Raw genomic sequence first — 15904 nt, 5'->3', positions numbered from 1 at the left:
CAGCTCAATCAAGGTTTTACTGTAAATTAATGTCCCGCTCCAGGAGTCATCATGAACGTTGTCCAATAGGTGAACCCTGCAAAGAAAACTGTTAAATAAGCACCGAAAACATATAAGTACATTCTTTCAGACAATTTTAAATAGCTTAAAATAACAAAGAAACCAGTTTGACCGAAAAAGATGAGTGATGTAGTATGCATACCGCCAACAAAGAACATGACTGCCATAATTCCAGTCCAGAAACCACATACTCTGAACATTCTGTCCATTCCTTAACCTCCCTTATCCCCTTATAATTCCATCACTACTATTATAAGGATATTGTTAAAGAATGTAAACTATCTTAAAATAGGATGACTGAATTGTGTGATTAATTTCCGGCAAGCATCTTGTATGTGCAAGCTTGGCAACCTGCATGATCAAACATATTTTCCTCTTCTATTAATTCGATTGAATCAAAAAGGACGCTGAACATACCGCGTAAAAACTCATAATGCATTCCGCATACGGCTTCTTTTTGCTCAAAGGCAATTTCTTTAAAAGGACAGTTGTGTATTCTAAAGAAAATGGTTGAATGATCCTCAGCTGTTATGAATTCCGGATAGAATCCAGCAGTAGTCGATGCATCTTTTATGATAGAGAGTTTGTGGTCGAAAGACAGGCTGTCCTGACTTTCTCCAATTCCTTTCATATGCTGTTCAGCCAAATCTTTCCCAAATAATCTTCCGGTATTGAATAACGCTTCCTTACCTGCTTCTCCCAGTGAGAACATTGTCTGAAGGGCTATTTTTGCAAGCAGTTGGTAATCGCGGTAAGGGAAGTTTAATTGTATGACATCATCTGATAATCTATATAATCTGCTTGGTCTTCCACCTTTTCCTGTTTTCTTAGTTTCAGAAACAAGCATATTTACATCTTCGAGCTTTGTTAAATGTAAACGCGCAACATTGGGGTGAATCTCAAATATATCCGCAATTTCCTGTACCGTCACCTCGCTGTGCCTTTTAGCTATATGCTGATAAATATAGTATCTGGTCGGATCTGATAATACATTGGTAATTTTTAATGTTTGGTCCATTGTGGTCCACCTCGCGCTCCTTAATAGTTCCATTATAATACAGTCAATCAAGCATTGATATGCTGTTCTTGGCTATTCTGACTCTTTGGAAACATATGTTGTAATTTAGCCACATTTTGATAAATCAATATTTAACATGTATATATTACTATCTTAATTTTAAAATTAATCTGTAAATATGTTAACAGAATAAAAGGGATGAAATATTTCATGATTATGAAAAATTACCCAAATTAACGACGAATTGTGACAGATTTTGAAACTTTCGTTATGCCAGCAGGGATTGAAAAATTAATGTCTAATAACATAAGAGAGTAACATATAAGGAGGTGAAACGAGAATTGCTCACCATCGATAAGTTAGCTGAAAAAGTTGTAACAGAAGCAGTAAAATTCAAAGCCTCAGATATCCACATTGTTCCCCAACGCAAGAAAACCCATCTTTACTATCGGATTCACAATCGCTTATTTTCAGAAGGCAGTTACCAAAGAGACAGGGCCCAACGACTCATCTCTCATTTTAAATTTATGGCCGGCATGGATATAGGAGAAAAAAGACGTCCTCAGTCAGGGGCCTTAACGATGTTTGTTTCAAATAAATGGATTGGTCTCCGATTATCCACCTTGCCTACCCCATACTCTGAATCTCTCGTCATTCGTATTATTCCAAGTTTACAAACTCTCCCAATCGAAGAAATCTCCTTATTTCCAAAAATGTCAACTACGTTAATTTCCATGCTTAAACATTCCCATGGATTAATGATCATCTGTGGACCGACTGGAAGTGGTAAAACTACAACTTTATATTCCATGCTCCATCATGCCAAAAATGCCGTTAACCGAAATATTATTACACTTGAAGATCCTGTTGAACATCAGTCCGATGATGCCATTCAAGTCCAGATTAATGAAAAAGCCGGTATCAGTTATTCAGTAGGCTTGAAAGCTGCCCTGCGCCACGATCCCGATATTATCATGATAGGAGAAATCAGGGATGCCGAAACGGCCAGAATAGCGGTGCGCGCTGCTTTAACAGGCCACTTAATCTTAACTACGATGCATGCCAGTGATGTATTGGGTGCAGTTAGAAGGCTTTTGGAATTTGGGATAGACAGGGAGGAGGCAAAGCAAACTCTTTTAGGTGTAACCTCGCAAAGATTATTGGAATTGCACTGTCCTTTTTGTAAGGGTGAATGCTCACCATATTGCCTTATGGAAAAGAGCAGAGGGCGGGTAAGTGTGCATGAAATGATTTATGGCAATGAATTGGCGAAGGTTTGGGCAGAGATGGAGGGAGATGATGTGAACTTTCATTATCCGGAATTATCTTCTCTCATCAGCAAGGCTGTTGCCTATGGATTTGTGGATCAAAAAGAGTATGAGAGGTGGGTGCATGAGGAGTAATCTAAAGTCCCGATGGTCTTGCAGGGATCAGGCGAGATTTCTTCAGGAATTGGGCGATTTATTGGAGAATGGCTTTACTCTTTATGAGGGTATTGAATTTTCTCTTATTCATGGAAAAAAGAAGTATCGAGAAGAAATTAAGGATGCATTGGAACTATTGAAAGATGGCCATACTTTTAGGGACTTTTTAGAATGGCTCGATTTTGAACAAGAGCTCGTTGGTTTAGTATCCTACGGTGAAAAACACGGACAGCTATCCAAATCCTTGCAGAATGGAGGCGAAATATGGCTTAAGAAAAGTGAGGATCGCGCAAAACTAAAAAATTTATTGTATTACCCAGTCTTCCTACTTGTTTTTACATTTACCTTGCTGCAAGTATTTACAAATTATTTGTTGCCAAAATTCTCAAGTATGTATCAGGGCGCAGGGCAGGAATCAAACATATTCTTAAAGTTATCCGTTTTACTGGCAACCCTAGTTAACAATCTTCCATTTTTTATCATTGTGCTCCTAACCATGCATTTGTTTATATACCACTATTATTTAAAAAAACTATCCAAAATAAAACAGGAATTACTGATGAATAAAATTCCGTTCCTGCGTTCTTTTAGAAAGCTTTCCACAACGTATTATTTTTCTATGCAGCTGGGCTCATTATTAAAGGGTGGTATTTCGATTATTGATGCGTTAACGATTATGAGTCAGCAGGATCCAAAAAGTTTAGTTAAGGAAATAACCCATCACATGATTAAAAGTCTTCAGGAGGGAGATTCATTAGAAAGCATTAGTGGGAATCTCACAATTTTTATGAATGATTTTGAGCGAGTAATCAGCCATGGGCAAAAAAATAGTTTATTAGGAGAAGAACTTCTTTACTACAGCAGATATCTGTTAAATGAGATGGAGATGCAGACTGAAAAATATATAAAGGTGGTTCAACCATTAATGTTTGGCCTTGTTGCCATTTTAGTGATCCTTCTGTATTTGGCAATATTAATGCCAATGATTTCATTGATGAATACGATATAGGAAGGTGTTTTTGATGAAATACAAAAATGAACAAGGTTTTACCTTGATTGAGATGTTGATTGTCATGCTGGTTATATCAGTTCTATTGATTATTACAGTACCCAATGTAATGAAAAACCAGGAAGCAGTTAATAGTAAGGGATGCGAGGCATTCGTAAAGATGGTTGAGGGACAGGTACAAGCCTATAAATTAAAGGAAGGTACGCTTCCGACGATGGAGAAGCTTATCTCTTCTGGTTTTTTAAAAGAGGATGTTAAATGTCCGGAAGGAAAAACCGCGGTGATTTCGGATGATGGGACTGTAACTCTTCAGGGACAATAAAAATGGAAAAGAACGAAGAAGGGTTTACGTTAGTAGAGGTGTTGATTGTACTTGGATGTCTGACGTTAATGCTGACTATAGCAAGTGCGGTTACAAGTAAAATGTTTGAAACATATGAACAGCAAGCATTTTTAAATCAACTGGAGAAGGATATTTACTATGCTCAGGTCTATGCAATGGAAAATAACACGTATGTATTACTAAGATTTGTAACTGACCAAAATGAATATTCAGCTTACTCATACAAAACAAACAGTCATATTATTTCGACTCAGAAGGCCGAATCAATCAAGTTTAAAAAAGTTGGCAATGTGCCAATTACCTATATTCCAGCAGGAAATATCCAAAATCCAACAACAATCTATTTAACCGGTAAAAATGGTAAAACGATATACAAGCTTGTCTTTCAATTAGGGAGGGGGAGATTTTATATATCAAAAGTATAAAGAGCATGGATATGCTATCTTGGACCTGCTGATTTCGTTTGGAATACTTATCTTATGCTGCTGTTTATTGCTTCCGGCATATATGGAAAGCATTACGCTAAAGAATGACTTAAGAATGGAGGAAGCCGCTCTTAATAGATTGTTTGAAAATTTAAATGAATATCAGATAAACGACCGTCCACTGTTTACTGGACAAGCAGAGATTGAGGGGAAAGCCTATACTTTTTATCTTGAAGGGGACGTTTATTTTGCAGAGTATAGCAACTCAAAGGATAAATTACAGAAAGTGTATGAAAAGCTGCCTGAAAGATGATGGCTTTACTTTGGTAGAGATATTATTTGCTCTTGGTTTATTTTCGTTATTAAGTGTCTTTATGACGAGTGCACTTGCCAGTATAACAGACTGGCATGTCAAGGATACGAACACAAATACAAGGATGGAATGGAATATCTTTATACGTCAATTGGAACGAGAATTTCAAAAGACAAAAGACTTCGGAGTACCTAAAAGCAATGTCCTTTTACTTGATAAAAGTGGAGAAGAAATAACATATGAAGTCTATAACAATATGGTAAGAAGGCGAGTGGATGGCGCTGGGCATGAAATGGTCCTTCAAGATATTAAGAGCTTTCATGTTAAAAAAGAAGGAGAGTCACTGATCATATCTGTGACTCTTATAAATGGTGATATGTATGAAAAACGGCTGTTCAAACGATACAAATTTGAACCTTCTTAAAAATGAACGTGGGATATTTATGCCTGTTGCTTTATTGTTTTTTTCGGTTATTTTTATCATTTGTATGTATTCGATAGGAAATATGGCTCAGGAAGTGAATTATCATAAGTATCAAACCGAATGGTTAATTACCACCTATCTGGGTGATACGGGTACACATGCTGCAATCTTAATGCTTGATGATGATAGTGTTCCTGAGACAAAAGGGGAATGGATTTATTATAATGGAAGAATAGGCTATCATATAAAACCGCTTGAGAGAGGGTTCTATGAGATCTCATTGGATATTCAGACTGATCATACGGTGAGACGGGAGACGATTACGTACTCAATTGAAGCAAAGAAAGTAGTGAAATGGATAGATAGTTAGGAGTTAGGGGGAGCGAGATGAAAGCCATTTATTTAATTGGATTTATGGGAGCTGGGAAAACGACTGTGGGTAGGGCTCTCGCTGAAAAAATGCGTTGTCCCTTTTATGATAGTGATCAGACGGTGGTTGAACGTACAGGAAGGTCGATTCCGCAGCTCTTTGATGAAGTAGGTGAAGATGGATTCAGGGACCTAGAACAGCAGGCGTTGCAATCATTACCTATCGAAAATTGTATCATTGCGACAGGCGGGGGTATCATTCTTAGGGAAGACAACCGGAAATATATGAAGGAAAAGGGAACCGTTATTTGGCTCCATGCCAATCCGACAGAAATCATAAAAAGGCTCGAGACTGACTCATCACGCCCTTTATTGTCCGGAAATAAAGAGGAACAAATAGTGCAGCTTTATCAAAAGAGGGTTAACCTATATAAGTTAGCTGCTGATTTACAGGTTCATACGGACAGAAAAACAAAAATGGAGATTACAGAAGAGATATTAATGAAAATCACCATAAACTAGCCATCTTTTTTAGAAATTAATGAATAACATCCATGATAAATGGAGATACTTCTGATGGGTGAATGTCGATGAAAACAAATGATTATATAAAATTTTTAACAATTCAGTGGTTAGTGTATATGAAGCAGCCAAAGGAAGTACGTAAAGAGCAACGCCGTAATCATAGAGATGATCGGCCGCCATTAATGAACCATTGGTTCGGAATCATTCCGTTATCGATTGAAATGCTCTTTAAACGTAAGGCGTAATAAATAGTATTTGTTTAAAAAAGCAGTGGATTTTTTGCTGAATCCACTGTTTTTTGTATATTCATTTTATCCTCATCTAAGATTACGTCATATTCATGCCATTCAAACAAAAAGAAAGCCACACAAGTAATGTATGGCTTAACCCATTATTAATTAATTGACTATTATATATAGGCGATTACTCCCATTGTTTTTTCCATTCATCTATTTGTTTCTGATAATCCTCCTGAATGTCCTTTAATTCTTCTTCTTTTTTGTTCTTGAGCTGTTCAATACCATCTTGTCGTATTTTATGCATTTCAGAAGCTTTACCTAGTAATTCCTTTTGGACAGAATCACTTATTAGTTTTTTATATTGATACTCTACTTGTTTTGGTTATACGGATATTCAGCCTGTAACTTTAGAGATCCTCTTTAGATAGCCTGACCGCTAAGATAAAAAAGGCCGCCATTTATGAAGCTGACACGGATTCTGGGTTCATATTGCATTCGTAATGCTTCTTTTTCAAGGTCATACATGTGAGTTTCCTCTTCTTTTTTATCCTCATAAAAATGGTTCAGTAAACTCAAATCTTTATTCCAGCGCACGAGAGCCTCATCAGCCCACCCATGGTCATCCTGATTAATTTTATTTTGGATATAAGTTTTGATACGATGCAATCCGCTTTGATACCGAATAATTGGTGTAAGGGTAAATGTATAATCAGATATTTTAGGTGTAAGCGACAGTTTATCAGCTGAATCAATGAAATTTTCAACGAAAAGACCGTTAATCAGGTTCAATCCTATTGAAAAGAATAAATCCTTTTTTCGGTCGCATTCATAGGAGATATTAACATTTACACCTAACCAAGGAAATAAAGGCATCTGACCACTAGTCACTTTAATCTCCTCAAATAAGCGGATATGCTTCGATAGTCTTTGGGCAGATGCGAATATTTGGTGCAGGCGAGGGGATCCGAAATGTATGAATTCCCCTTTTAAATCAGGAGGAGCTGCCTCTTTGTCGAGGATAAACGTTAAGCTCATCGGATTAGGCACTCCGCCAACTTTCTCGAGATAATGCCAATAAAAAGGTCGGTTCATCAGTTCTTTATCCATATCAATTGTCAACTGCACAGTTAGATGACCTGGCCCTTGATTGATGATTTCGCATTGATTGGCTGTGAAAAATTGAACGAGAAACTCAAGAATTTCCTGTTGCTGCATGTGAAGGCATCTCCTTTTTTAGATCTTGAGCAAGCTGTATTAAAGACGTGAGATTATCCATTTTAACCTTCATCTCACCCTCTGTTTTTGATTTATTGAGGATGTCAGTTAAATGCTCTTCAAGATTCTTAACCTCCAGCCTCGTTAGAATATCATCAAGTTCCCCAACGACACGTTCAAATAATTGAATTTTTTCGTAGAGAATTTTCATAATATGATCCTCAATGGTATTCCTGGTCGCAAAATTATAGATTCGGACATCTTCTGTTTGTCCAAGTCTGTGAATTCGGCCGATTCTTTGTTCCAGTCGCATCGGATTCCAAGGTAAATCAAAGTTTATAATATGATGGCAAAACTGCAGGTTAATTCCTTCTCCACCTGCTTCTGTAGCAATTAAGACTTGTGCTTGTTTTTCGAACAGTTCTTTCATCCAGTCCTTCTTACTACGTTTAAATCCGCCGCGGAATGGAACAGAAGTGATTCCATTTTGCTTAAGAAACCACTGCAAATATAATTGCGTGGCTCGATACTCGGTAAAAATGATAACCTTATCTTTTATAGAATGAATCAATTCAAGCGCTTTTTTCGCTTTTGAATTGCAATCAACCAGTTCGACCAGGTTGATAAGGTTATGTATGGCTTCCTTAAAGCTTAGTCCGGCATCCGGGTTTCGATCGAGCATATTTTTTAACGTAAAGTAGACGGCTTCCCTGCTGCTGCATGCCTCACGCTGAAGGATTAAAGAAGAAAATGTACTCCCGATACCCTCCGGCAATTCTTTCCTAAATGAAGAAACTCCATCATATAGATCCTGTTCCTTTTCGGTGAAATCTATAAAAATTGTTTCAACCTTTCTTTTTGTCCACTCAATGCCGGTATCCTGGCGTTTATTTCGAATCATCACCATATTAACCAATTCTTTTAAATAAGCATCATCCTTTAATGAACGTTTCTTAGCAGAAAAGCGTTCATTAAATTTGGCATAGCTTCCTAAATGCCCTGGCTTAAGCAATGATACAAGATAAAAAATTTCTTCTAGCTTGTTTTGAATAGGGGTTGCCGTTAACAGTAGACAGAACTTTCTCTGGACTTTTTGTACAAACTCATAGTTTTTGGTTTTATTGTTTTTTAACTTGTGAGCCTCATCTATGATGACAATGTCATAGGTTTGTTCGAGTATGGCAGAACGATGAGGCTCTCGTTTAGCAGTATCTATGGAAGTGATTATACATTCAGAATCCCACCCATACCCCTTTCTGTATATGACAGCTGGTATGTGAAACTTCTGATTAAGCTCCTGTGCCCATTGAGATACGAGAGAGGCTGGGACTAGTATTAGTATTTTGCTTGCCAGGCCCCGAATCATATATTCCTTTAAGATCAGACCGGCCTCTATTGTTTTACCAAGACCTACTTCATCAGCTAATATGGCTTTACCATTCATTCTTTCAATGACTTCGGTAGCAGCTTCGAGCTGATGGGTTAAAGGTGTAAATCCTGATAAATGCTTTGGTGCAAGGAGGCCGTTGAAATCTGGAATCAGATTATGCTTTTCGGCATCCAATCCGAGTTTAAAAAGGGAGTAGCTGCACCAGGGGCCATCCTCCATAATCTTTTCCTCAAGCTCCTTTTCCCAATCTTCATCAAAATAGACCTTTGGTGTTAAACTCAATGTGAATCCCAACTTTCTTTATTTAAGCTAGTTAGATAAATGCTTGATTGTAATTTAACTAAATTCAATAGAATTCTCTTACCTTATATAGGTATAGGTGGTGTCATTAATTTCTAAACAATAGTAGGAGTTTAATCTCCGGCTAAAATCTGATTAAATGCTTTATGCGGATGGCAGAAAATTATAAGGAATTTATTCAGTGACGCCTAAACAATTTTTTTGCCCCAATAAAGCTGAGGTGTTACTGATATTTTTTTAGTTTCCAATCATTCATCGAGATAACGTAAATGTTGCCACCTGATAATTGTTGATGGTAGGATATAAATGTAAGACTATTTAGAAAACGGCTTATCTCTTGCTTTTTGTTTAGTATGACCAATTTACATAATTATATGAGCGAATGAAGGCAAGGGGAGAGACCGTATTTGCGGCACCGAAGGAGCAAATGGTGAATCCATGAATCTCTCAGGTACAGAGACTCTTGCTGGACGCATCTCTGGAGAGCGCTTCCTTTATTGTGAAGCCACCCAAGAGGAAACGCCGAAGTACGTTACCCGGCGGTAAACTTTCAGGTATCAGGACAGAGCCCCCCTAATAAGGGAGGTTTCTGTCCTTTTTTTCGTGGATCGCTGAAGGATATATCGCTTCGGTCAAATGTGGAAAAGCGGCGTTTTACTTAATAAGTTAACAAGCAATCATTTAAATGGCATAACAAGCAAGAGAATCCGTATAAAACGAATATTTTAGGAGGGTAAGGATGGGAGAATTAAAGCAGACTCCGCTGATCAGTGTGTACAGGGAGTACGGAGGAAAAACAATTGATTTTGGCGGCTGGGAATTGCCTGTCCAATTTTCGGGCATTAAACAGGAGCATGAATCAGTGCGTACAAAAGCAGGCCTCTTTGATGTATCACATATGGGCGAATTCATGATTAAGGGTGCTGGGTCTTTACCATTTTTGCAGCTGATGATGACCAACGATGTCAGTAAGCTGAAAACGGGCCGGGCACAGTATACTGCTATGTGCTATGAGAATGGCGGAACGGTTGATGACCTGATTATTTATAAAAAAGGTGAAGATGATTATTTGTTAGTTGTGAACGCATCTAATATTGATAAAGATTTTGAGTGGTTAAAAAAGCATGCGAGCGAAGATGTAGAACTAAAAAATATATCGGAACAAATAGGGCAATTGGCATTACAGGGACCGCTTGCAGCTGATATATTACAGAACCTTGCAGAGGAAGTAGATCTCAATACCATTGGTTTCTTTGCTTTTCGTGAAGATGTCATGATAAATGGCATTAGTGTACTTGTTTCAAGAACTGGCTACACCGGTGAAGATGGATTTGAATTGTACTGTAAGAGCGAAGATACAGTGAAGCTTTGGAAAGATCTTTTAGAATTCGGTAAGGATAAGGGATTGGTTCCATGTGGACTTGGGGCAAGAGATACGCTTCGGTTTGAAGCAAAACTTCCTTTATATGGCCAAGAGTTATCTCCAGAGATTACACCTATCGAAGCGGGGATTGGGTTCGCTGTAAAAACCGATAAAGAACATTTTATTGGTAAGGAAGTTTTAAAGGAACAGAAGGAAAATAGCGCCCCTAGAAAGCTTGTCGGAATCGAAATGATTGACCGCGGTATTCCGAGACATGGGTACCCGGTTTTCGTTAAGGATGAAAACATCGGGGAAGTGACCACTGGAACACAATCCCCAACCTTAAAGAAAAACGTAGGCCTTGTCCTGATTAATGTAGAATTCGCTAACCTTGATGAGGTAGTCGAGGTTGAGATACGGGGAAAAAGATTAAAGGCGAAAATTGTTAGTACTCCATTTTATAAACGCACTCAGGCAGGAGGAGTAAAAAAATGAAGCATCGTTATTTACCAATGACAGAGCAGGATACTGAACAGATGTTAACAGCGATTGGTGTAGAATCAATCGATGACTTATTTTCTGATATACCTGAAAAAGTAAGGTTTAAGGGTGAATACAAGCTAAAAAAAGCAAAGTCTGAATCAGCACTTCTGAAAGAATTAACTGAGCTGGCCGAGAAAAATGCCAATCTCAGGACCCATAGTTCTTTTCTTGGAGCGGGAGTATATGACCATTACATGCCAGTCATCGTTGATCACGTTATCTCAAGATCAGAGTTTTATACCGCTTATACACCGTATCAACCGGAGATTTCCCAGGGAGAATTGCAGGCTATTTTTGAATTTCAAACGATGATTTGTGAACTGACCGGAATGGATGTGGCGAACTCCTCCATGTATGATGGGGGAACTGCTCTGGCCGAGGCAGCCATGCTCTCAGCAGGACATACACGTCGTAAGAAACTGCTTGTTTCAGAGACAGTGCACCCGGAATCACGGGCTGTTTTATCCACTTATGCAAAAGGCCAATATCTTGAGCTTGAAGTTGTCCCCTGTAAAAATGGAGTGACGGATACAGAACAATTGGCGGGTATGATGACTGATGAGGTAGCTGGTTTTATTACTCAATATCCAAACTTCTTTGGCCGAATCGAAAACTTAGCTGAAATTGAACAAATTGTTCATGAACATAAAGGAATGTTAATTGTTTCAAGTAACCCACTTTCACTTGGTGTCTTGAAACCGCCGGGTGATTTTGGTGCAGATATTGTCATAGGGGATGCACAGCCGTTCGGAATCCCGGCTGCATTTGGCGGACCTCATTGCGGATATTTTGCAGTTACTTCTAAGCTGATAAGAAAAGTACCTGGACGTTTGGTTGGCCAAACGGTTGATGAGGATGGGAAGCGTGGGTTTGTATTAACCTTGCAGGCGAGGGAACAGCATATTCGTCGCGATAAAGCGACCTCGAATATTTGCTCTAACCAAGCATTAAATGCTCTCGCAGCCTCTGTGGCAATGACTGCGTTAGGTAAGAAAGGCGTGCAGGAGATGGCGCTTCAAAATCTCCAAAAAGCGCATTATGCAAAGGAGCAATTTAAAACAAATGGACTTGAAATTGCCTTTGAAGGACCTTCTTTCAATGAGTTTGTTGTTAAGTTAAATGGTTCTGTAGCTGCAGCTAATAAAATGCTCCTACAAAAAGGCATAATTGGTGGTTATGATTTAGCTTGTGATTATCCTGCCTTAACCAATCATATGCTTGTGGCAGTGACGGAGCTGCGTACAAAAGAAGAGATTGATAGATTTGCACAGGAATTGGGGGATTTCCATGAATAAACAGGATCAGCCATTAATATTTGAACAAACCAAGCCGGGCCGTATCGGCTATTCGTTGCCGGAAATGGATGTTCCGGAGTCAGCATTAACTGAGTTTTTGCCTGAGGAGTTCATTCGCACAGAGGAACCAAAGCTGCCTGAAGTATCCGAGTTGGATATCATGCGTCATTACACGGCACTTTCGAGAAGAAATCATGGCGTCGATTCCGGTTTCTATCCGCTCGGTTCCTGTACCATGAAATATAATCCGAAAATTAATGAGAATGTTGCCCGTCTAAATGGATTTGCACATGTTCATCCTCTGCAGGATGCAGAAGCTGTACAGGGTTCTTTAGAGTTAATGTATGATTTGCAGCAAAGTCTAAAGGAAATCACAGGTATGGACGAAGTCACTTTGCAACCGGCTGCGGGAGCGCATGGAGAGTGGACGGGATTAATGATGATTCGTGCCTATCATGAGGCGAATGGTGATTTTGACCGCGTAAAAGTAATTGTTCCTGATTCTGCGCATGGTACGAATCCTGCCTCAGCCACAGTTGCGGGATTGCAAACTGTTACCGTGAAGTCAGGTCCGGATGGTTTAGTAGATCTGGAAGATTTGAAGAGTGTTGTAGGGAAAGATACAGCAGCCTTAATGCTTACAAATCCGAATACACTGGGGCTTTTTGAAGAACAGATCATCGAGATGGCCGAAATTATTCATGATGCCGGTGGAAAACTATACTATGACGGTGCCAATCTGAATGCTGTACTATCCAAGGCTCGCCCGGGTGATATGGGATTTGACGTTGTTCATCTTAACTTGCATAAGACATTTACTGGACCACATGGCGGCGGTGGGCCAGGTTCAGGGCCGGTTGGGGTTAAGAAGGAGTTAATTCCGTTCTTACCAAAACCGCTTATTGTAAAAGAAGAGAATGGCTATCAGCTTGATTACAATCGTCCGCAATCAATTGGCAGAGTAAAGCCGTACTATGGAAATTTTGGAATCAATGTCCGTGCCTATACGTATATTCGGTCTATGGGACCAGACGGATTGAAGGCAGTAACGGAGTATGCTGTCTTAAATGCAAACTATATGATGAGAAGATTGGCAGAGTACTATGATCTCCCATATGATAAGCACTGTAAGCATGAGTTTGTTATCAGCGGAAAACGTCAGAAGAAACTTGGTGTTCGGGCTCTTGATATTGCCAAGAGATTGTTAGACTTTGGCTATCATCCACCAACCATTTATTTCCCTTTGAATGTGGAAGAATGCATGATGATTGAGCCAACAGAAACAGAATCAAAAGAAACACTGGATGGCTTTATTGATGCTATGATTCAAATTGCCAGGGAAGCAGAGGAGAATCCGGAAATTGTACAGGAAGCACCACATACAACGGTAATCAGCCGTTTGGATGAGGCACTGGCTGCTCGTAAGCCTGTATTGAGATATCAAAATTAATAAGAATAAATTTTAAGCAGCTATCATGACCAGATAGCTGCTTTTTTAGAAGAATGAAGTGGTTCAGGATAGGGAGGGAAATACGATAGAAAATATATTCTGCCTTTCAAATGAAAGAATCATGCTGAGAGAAATGATTAGTAGTGATTGGGTTGATGTACATAAATACGCATCACAAGATATCGTTTGTCAGTACCAGCCCTGGGGACCGAATACGGAAGAAGAATCGAAAAAATTTGTGAGCCAAGTAATCGAAGATTCAACAAAAAAACCAAGAGCAAGGTTTGTCTTCGCAATTATTTATAATGGAAATATGATTGGGGCTGGAGAGCTTACTATACGAAGTTTCACTAATAAAGCTGGAGAAATTGGCTATATTGTTAATCCGGATTATTGGGGAAAAGGAGTGGCGACAGAAGTCGCGTCTTTGTTAATTGAATTTGGATTTAAGGAACTGAACCTGCATCGTATATTTGCAACCTGTGACCCAAGAAATATAGGTTCAGCAAAGGTGTTGGTGAAAGTTGGAATGGTTAGGGAAGGAATCATTCGCGACCATTTGATCATGAGAGAAGGCTGGCGTGATTCAATTCTCTATAGTGTATTAGAACATGAGCTGTAAAAATAAAAAGACAAATGAGGCTCCCATTAAAACTATCTGCCTTGTAAAGGCTATTTTAACAAAATCAATACTGGACTCATCTAGGAGTTGAAATCATCTTATTGACAATCAAGTCCGGATGTTTTTATAGGAAAAATTGTACTACAGCGTCCAATCCCAAAAAAAGAAATGGAGGAACATATAAAAAGGGATGTTAACATTTTTCCAGTTACCAATCACCAGCTTTTTTGTCGAAACCAGCACATATGGGTGTGATTGTAGCGGATACGCGAAGACTCGTTCAAAATGCAAAGAAGGTGTGCCTTTTCAGGGAAATTTATTCGCCAAAGAGGCGCCCAAAGGGTAGCTTTTGGGACAGCCTCTACTTTTGATTTCGCTTATTTTTCTGGAACAAAGTATATCACAGATGGACCAGATGCTCCTCCTGGAAGACTGGTGACAAAATCATATTGATTCCCGTTGGCTCCGATTTTTTCAGACGCAAACTTCCATGCATTAACATAGCTTAAAAACCCAGTAGTGTTAAGTTTACCGTTCCATTGCATAGCAAAATGACCAAATCCGCCGGCAGGGTTATCATAAAGTGAAATTTGCAATGGACGATGCAAACTATTTTCTATCTTGACGTCTAAGTCATATAAAACACCATAGTTCCCATTGTTGATCACCGATTTGTTTCCATCGACAACACTAATGCCTTCTTCGTATTCTCCCGGCATTTTATCGCTCCATTGACCATAAGCAGCCGAAGATAGGCGAATAAAGGCATTTCCTATTGCGGTATCATACGTAAGTGTACCCTTACGATCGAAATGTGGAAAACTACCACGAACATGTGAGTCAGGTGGTAAAATTTCGAAAGAAAGCGGGTCGGCTGGACGTTCTGTATAGTTAAGTGTGGTTGCGGTGACGGTGGCAGGCTTGCGGCCGTGTTTTGTGTAAATATCATACTGGGCAATCCCGCTTACCGTTTCTCCATCGTTTGCATTTGTTTCCAGGAAATAACTTTCACCTGGCTGGAGGGTTTTAATGTAATTTTTTTTAGCTTTTTCTTCCAGGAATTGTACTAACGCCTCTTTTCCAGCTACATCAGGATAAATATTGACTGATGCTCCAACGCCTTTAGAATATAGCATAACTGATTCATCGGATGTATTTGTCAGAGTTAGGCTAACGTTTCGATTCTCCCCACTATTATTCTGGTGATGCCAAAATACACGAAACTCGCCTGTAGCGGTGTCCCGGTAAAACGCACCATCGTCGGAGTATGTTTCCGGTGAATCACTAAGGATTAGTTTTCCACCTGTTTGTTTTAATTCGGGTTTTTCTAGTTGAACTGCAGGCTTAAGTGTTTCAATTGGAACATAATTTTCATTGGCATACGAACGGGCTGGTAAAAGACATGCTAATAGAACAGAACCTATAACTATAGCGGGCTTGATTTTCATTTCTATTCCTCCTCTCTATTTTATTGAAATCCCAAAACGACTTTCATATTAGCTTAAGAACTTAGATGGGGATTCAATATTTGTACTATTCAATATACTCAGGAAAATTCCTCCTTTTTTATTAAAGAT

Annotated in this window: 18 protein-coding genes and 2 riboswitches; of the genes, 13 read left to right on the top strand and 5 right to left on the bottom strand. The window is 39.0% G+C overall.

Translation table 11 applies throughout. From position 1 onward, the window contains the following. Nucleotides 1-26 precede the first annotated feature (26 nt). Together FHY45_RS16350 and FHY45_RS16345 are read right to left on the bottom strand one after the other, a co-directional pair. The gene (locus FHY45_RS16350) at nucleotides 27-269 is read right to left on the bottom strand and encodes a DUF2626 domain-containing protein (protein ID WP_066105073.1); all 243 of its coding nucleotides are present in this window, start codon (nucleotides 267-269) and stop codon (nucleotides 27-29) included. Between the two features lie 101 nt (nucleotides 270-370). Beyond that, entirely contained in the window at nucleotides 371-1078 is a 708-nt protein-coding gene (locus FHY45_RS16345; protein WP_066105070.1) for a helix-turn-helix transcriptional regulator, read from the bottom strand. Nucleotides 1079-1419: 341 nt separating this feature from the next. Here FHY45_RS16345 and comGA point away from each other — a divergent pair, with 341 nt between their 5' ends. The 9 genes from comGA to FHY45_RS16300 all read left to right on the top strand — a co-directional run bounded on the left by comGA (nucleotide 1420) and on the right by FHY45_RS16300 (nucleotide 6155). Beyond that, nucleotides 1420-2481, top strand: coding sequence for a competence type IV pilus ATPase ComGA (gene comGA / locus FHY45_RS16340; protein ID WP_139892547.1), 1062 nt, complete (start codon nucleotides 1420-1422; stop codon nucleotides 2479-2481). Further along, nucleotides 2471-3511 carry a competence type IV pilus assembly protein ComGB gene (gene comGB, locus FHY45_RS16335; RefSeq protein ID WP_180350004.1) on the top strand — a complete coding sequence of 347 codons (1041 nt, stop codon included), beginning with the start codon at nucleotides 2471-2473 and terminating at the stop codon, nucleotides 3509-3511. Before comGA ends, comGB begins: the two co-directional genes overlap by 11 nt. A gap of 13 nt (nucleotides 3512-3524) precedes the next feature. Beyond that, complete coding sequence (gene comGC / locus FHY45_RS16330) at nucleotides 3525-3833, top strand: competence type IV pilus major pilin ComGC (protein WP_139892543.1); 309 nt, start codon at nucleotides 3525-3527, stop codon at nucleotides 3831-3833. Between the two features lie 2 nt (nucleotides 3834-3835). Beyond that, entirely contained in the window at nucleotides 3836-4279 is a 444-nt protein-coding gene (gene comGD / locus FHY45_RS16325; protein ID WP_139892541.1) for a competence type IV pilus minor pilin ComGD, read from the top strand. A gap of 19 nt (nucleotides 4280-4298) precedes the next feature. Next, entirely contained in the window at nucleotides 4299-4592 is a 294-nt protein-coding gene (locus FHY45_RS16320; protein WP_139892539.1) for a hypothetical protein, read from the top strand. Then, the gene (gene comGF / locus FHY45_RS16315) at nucleotides 4570-5016 is read left to right on the top strand and encodes a competence type IV pilus minor pilin ComGF (RefSeq protein WP_139892537.1); all 447 of its coding nucleotides are present in this window, start codon (nucleotides 4570-4572) and stop codon (nucleotides 5014-5016) included. The genes FHY45_RS16320 and comGF overlap by 23 nt, the downstream gene beginning before the upstream one ends. Beyond that, nucleotides 4973-5386, top strand: coding sequence for a competence type IV pilus minor pilin ComGG (locus FHY45_RS16310; protein WP_066105051.1), 414 nt, complete (start codon nucleotides 4973-4975; stop codon nucleotides 5384-5386). Before comGF ends, FHY45_RS16310 begins: the two co-directional genes overlap by 44 nt. A 17-nt stretch (nucleotides 5387-5403) precedes the next feature. Beyond that, on the top strand, nucleotides 5404-5907 hold the full coding sequence (locus FHY45_RS16305) for a shikimate kinase (protein ID WP_066105050.1): 504 nt from the start codon (nucleotides 5404-5406) through the stop codon (nucleotides 5905-5907). Between the two features lie 68 nt (nucleotides 5908-5975). After that, nucleotides 5976-6155: a YqzE family protein gene (locus FHY45_RS16300; RefSeq protein ID WP_139892535.1), complete on the top strand. Its 180-nt coding sequence runs from the start codon at nucleotides 5976-5978 to the stop codon at nucleotides 6153-6155. A 414-nt stretch (nucleotides 6156-6569) separates the two neighbouring features. Here the strand turns inward: FHY45_RS16300 and FHY45_RS16295 are convergent, their stop codons facing one another. Together FHY45_RS16295 and FHY45_RS16290 are read right to left on the bottom strand one after the other, a co-directional pair. Then, entirely contained in the window at nucleotides 6570-7364 is a 795-nt protein-coding gene (locus FHY45_RS16295; RefSeq protein ID WP_066105044.1) for a YqhG family protein, read from the bottom strand. Continuing rightward, entirely contained in the window at nucleotides 7342-8973 is a 1632-nt protein-coding gene (locus FHY45_RS16290; protein ID WP_139892644.1) for a DEAD/DEAH box helicase, read from the bottom strand. The genes FHY45_RS16295 and FHY45_RS16290 overlap by 23 nt, the downstream gene beginning before the upstream one ends. 463 nt (nucleotides 8974-9436) lie before the next feature. Next, nucleotides 9437-9527, top strand: a riboswitch (glycine riboswitch). Between the two features lie 3 nt (nucleotides 9528-9530). Further along, a riboswitch (glycine riboswitch) is annotated at nucleotides 9531-9622 on the top strand. A 171-nt stretch (nucleotides 9623-9793) separates the two neighbouring features. Here FHY45_RS16290 and gcvT point away from each other — a divergent pair. The 4 genes from gcvT to FHY45_RS16270 all read left to right on the top strand — a co-directional run bounded on the left by gcvT (nucleotide 9794) and on the right by FHY45_RS16270 (nucleotide 14327). Next, complete coding sequence (gcvT, locus tag FHY45_RS16285) at nucleotides 9794-10912, top strand: glycine cleavage system aminomethyltransferase GcvT (protein ID WP_066105042.1); 1119 nt, start codon at nucleotides 9794-9796, stop codon at nucleotides 10910-10912. Next, nucleotides 10909-12255, top strand: coding sequence for an aminomethyl-transferring glycine dehydrogenase subunit GcvPA (gene gcvPA / locus FHY45_RS16280; protein ID WP_139892533.1), 1347 nt, complete (start codon nucleotides 10909-10911; stop codon nucleotides 12253-12255). The genes gcvT and gcvPA overlap by 4 nt, the downstream gene beginning before the upstream one ends. Beyond that, nucleotides 12248-13705 (top strand): aminomethyl-transferring glycine dehydrogenase subunit GcvPB, encoded by a 1458-nt coding sequence (gcvPB, locus tag FHY45_RS16275; protein ID WP_139892532.1) that lies wholly within the window; start codon nucleotides 12248-12250, stop codon nucleotides 13703-13705. The genes gcvPA and gcvPB overlap by 8 nt, the downstream gene beginning before the upstream one ends. A gap of 121 nt (nucleotides 13706-13826) precedes the next feature. After that, nucleotides 13827-14327, top strand: coding sequence for a GNAT family N-acetyltransferase (locus FHY45_RS16270; protein ID WP_139892643.1), 501 nt, complete (start codon nucleotides 13827-13829; stop codon nucleotides 14325-14327). A gap of 377 nt (nucleotides 14328-14704) precedes the next feature. On the opposite strand, the gene FHY45_RS16265 is transcribed toward FHY45_RS16270, so the two are convergent. Beyond that, nucleotides 14705-15775, bottom strand: coding sequence for a hypothetical protein (locus FHY45_RS16265; protein ID WP_139892530.1), 1071 nt, complete (start codon nucleotides 15773-15775; stop codon nucleotides 14705-14707). Between the last annotated feature and the right edge of the window lie 129 nt (nucleotides 15776-15904).

The sequence above is a fragment of the Bacillus sp. D386 genome (assembly GCF_006346415.1).
The sequence above is the reverse complement of the archived record's forward strand: the minus strand, read 5'-3'. Positions and strand labels throughout refer to the sequence as shown.

Excerpts from the sequence above, each read along its gene's own strand:
- FHY45_RS16350 (WP_066105073.1), bottom strand. The coding sequence starts at position 269 with ATGGACAGAATGTTCAGAGTATGTGGTTTCTGGACTGGAATTATGGCA.
- FHY45_RS16345 (WP_066105070.1), bottom strand. The coding sequence starts at position 1,078 with ATGGACCAAACATTAAAAATTACCAATGTATTATCAGATCCGACCAGA.
- comGB (WP_180350004.1), top strand. The coding sequence starts at position 2,471 with ATGAGGAGTAATCTAAAGTCCCGATGGTCTTGCAGGGATCAGGCGAGA.
- comGC (WP_139892543.1), top strand. The coding sequence starts at position 3,525 with ATGAAATACAAAAATGAACAAGGTTTTACCTTGATTGAGATGTTGATT.
- comGD (WP_139892541.1), top strand. The coding sequence starts at position 3,836 with ATGGAAAAGAACGAAGAAGGGTTTACGTTAGTAGAGGTGTTGATTGTA.
- comGF (WP_139892537.1), top strand. The coding sequence starts at position 4,570 with ATGAAAAGCTGCCTGAAAGATGATGGCTTTACTTTGGTAGAGATATTA.
- FHY45_RS16310 (WP_066105051.1), top strand. The coding sequence starts at position 4,973 with ATGAAAAACGGCTGTTCAAACGATACAAATTTGAACCTTCTTAAAAAT.
- FHY45_RS16305 (WP_066105050.1), top strand. The coding sequence starts at position 5,404 with ATGAAAGCCATTTATTTAATTGGATTTATGGGAGCTGGGAAAACGACT.
- FHY45_RS16300 (WP_139892535.1), top strand. The coding sequence starts at position 5,976 with ATGAAAACAAATGATTATATAAAATTTTTAACAATTCAGTGGTTAGTG.
- FHY45_RS16295 (WP_066105044.1), bottom strand. The coding sequence starts at position 7,364 with ATGCAGCAACAGGAAATTCTTGAGTTTCTCGTTCAATTTTTCACAGCC.
- FHY45_RS16290 (WP_139892644.1), bottom strand. The coding sequence starts at position 8,973 with ATGGAGGATGGCCCCTGGTGCAGCTACTCCCTTTTTAAACTCGGATTG.
- gcvT (WP_066105042.1), top strand. The coding sequence starts at position 9,794 with ATGGGAGAATTAAAGCAGACTCCGCTGATCAGTGTGTACAGGGAGTAC.
- gcvPA (WP_139892533.1), top strand. The coding sequence starts at position 10,909 with ATGAAGCATCGTTATTTACCAATGACAGAGCAGGATACTGAACAGATG.
- gcvPB (WP_139892532.1), top strand. The coding sequence starts at position 12,248 with ATGAATAAACAGGATCAGCCATTAATATTTGAACAAACCAAGCCGGGC.
- FHY45_RS16270 (WP_139892643.1), top strand. The coding sequence starts at position 13,827 with ATGCTGAGAGAAATGATTAGTAGTGATTGGGTTGATGTACATAAATAC.
- FHY45_RS16265 (WP_139892530.1), bottom strand. The coding sequence starts at position 15,775 with ATGAAAATCAAGCCCGCTATAGTTATAGGTTCTGTTCTATTAGCATGT.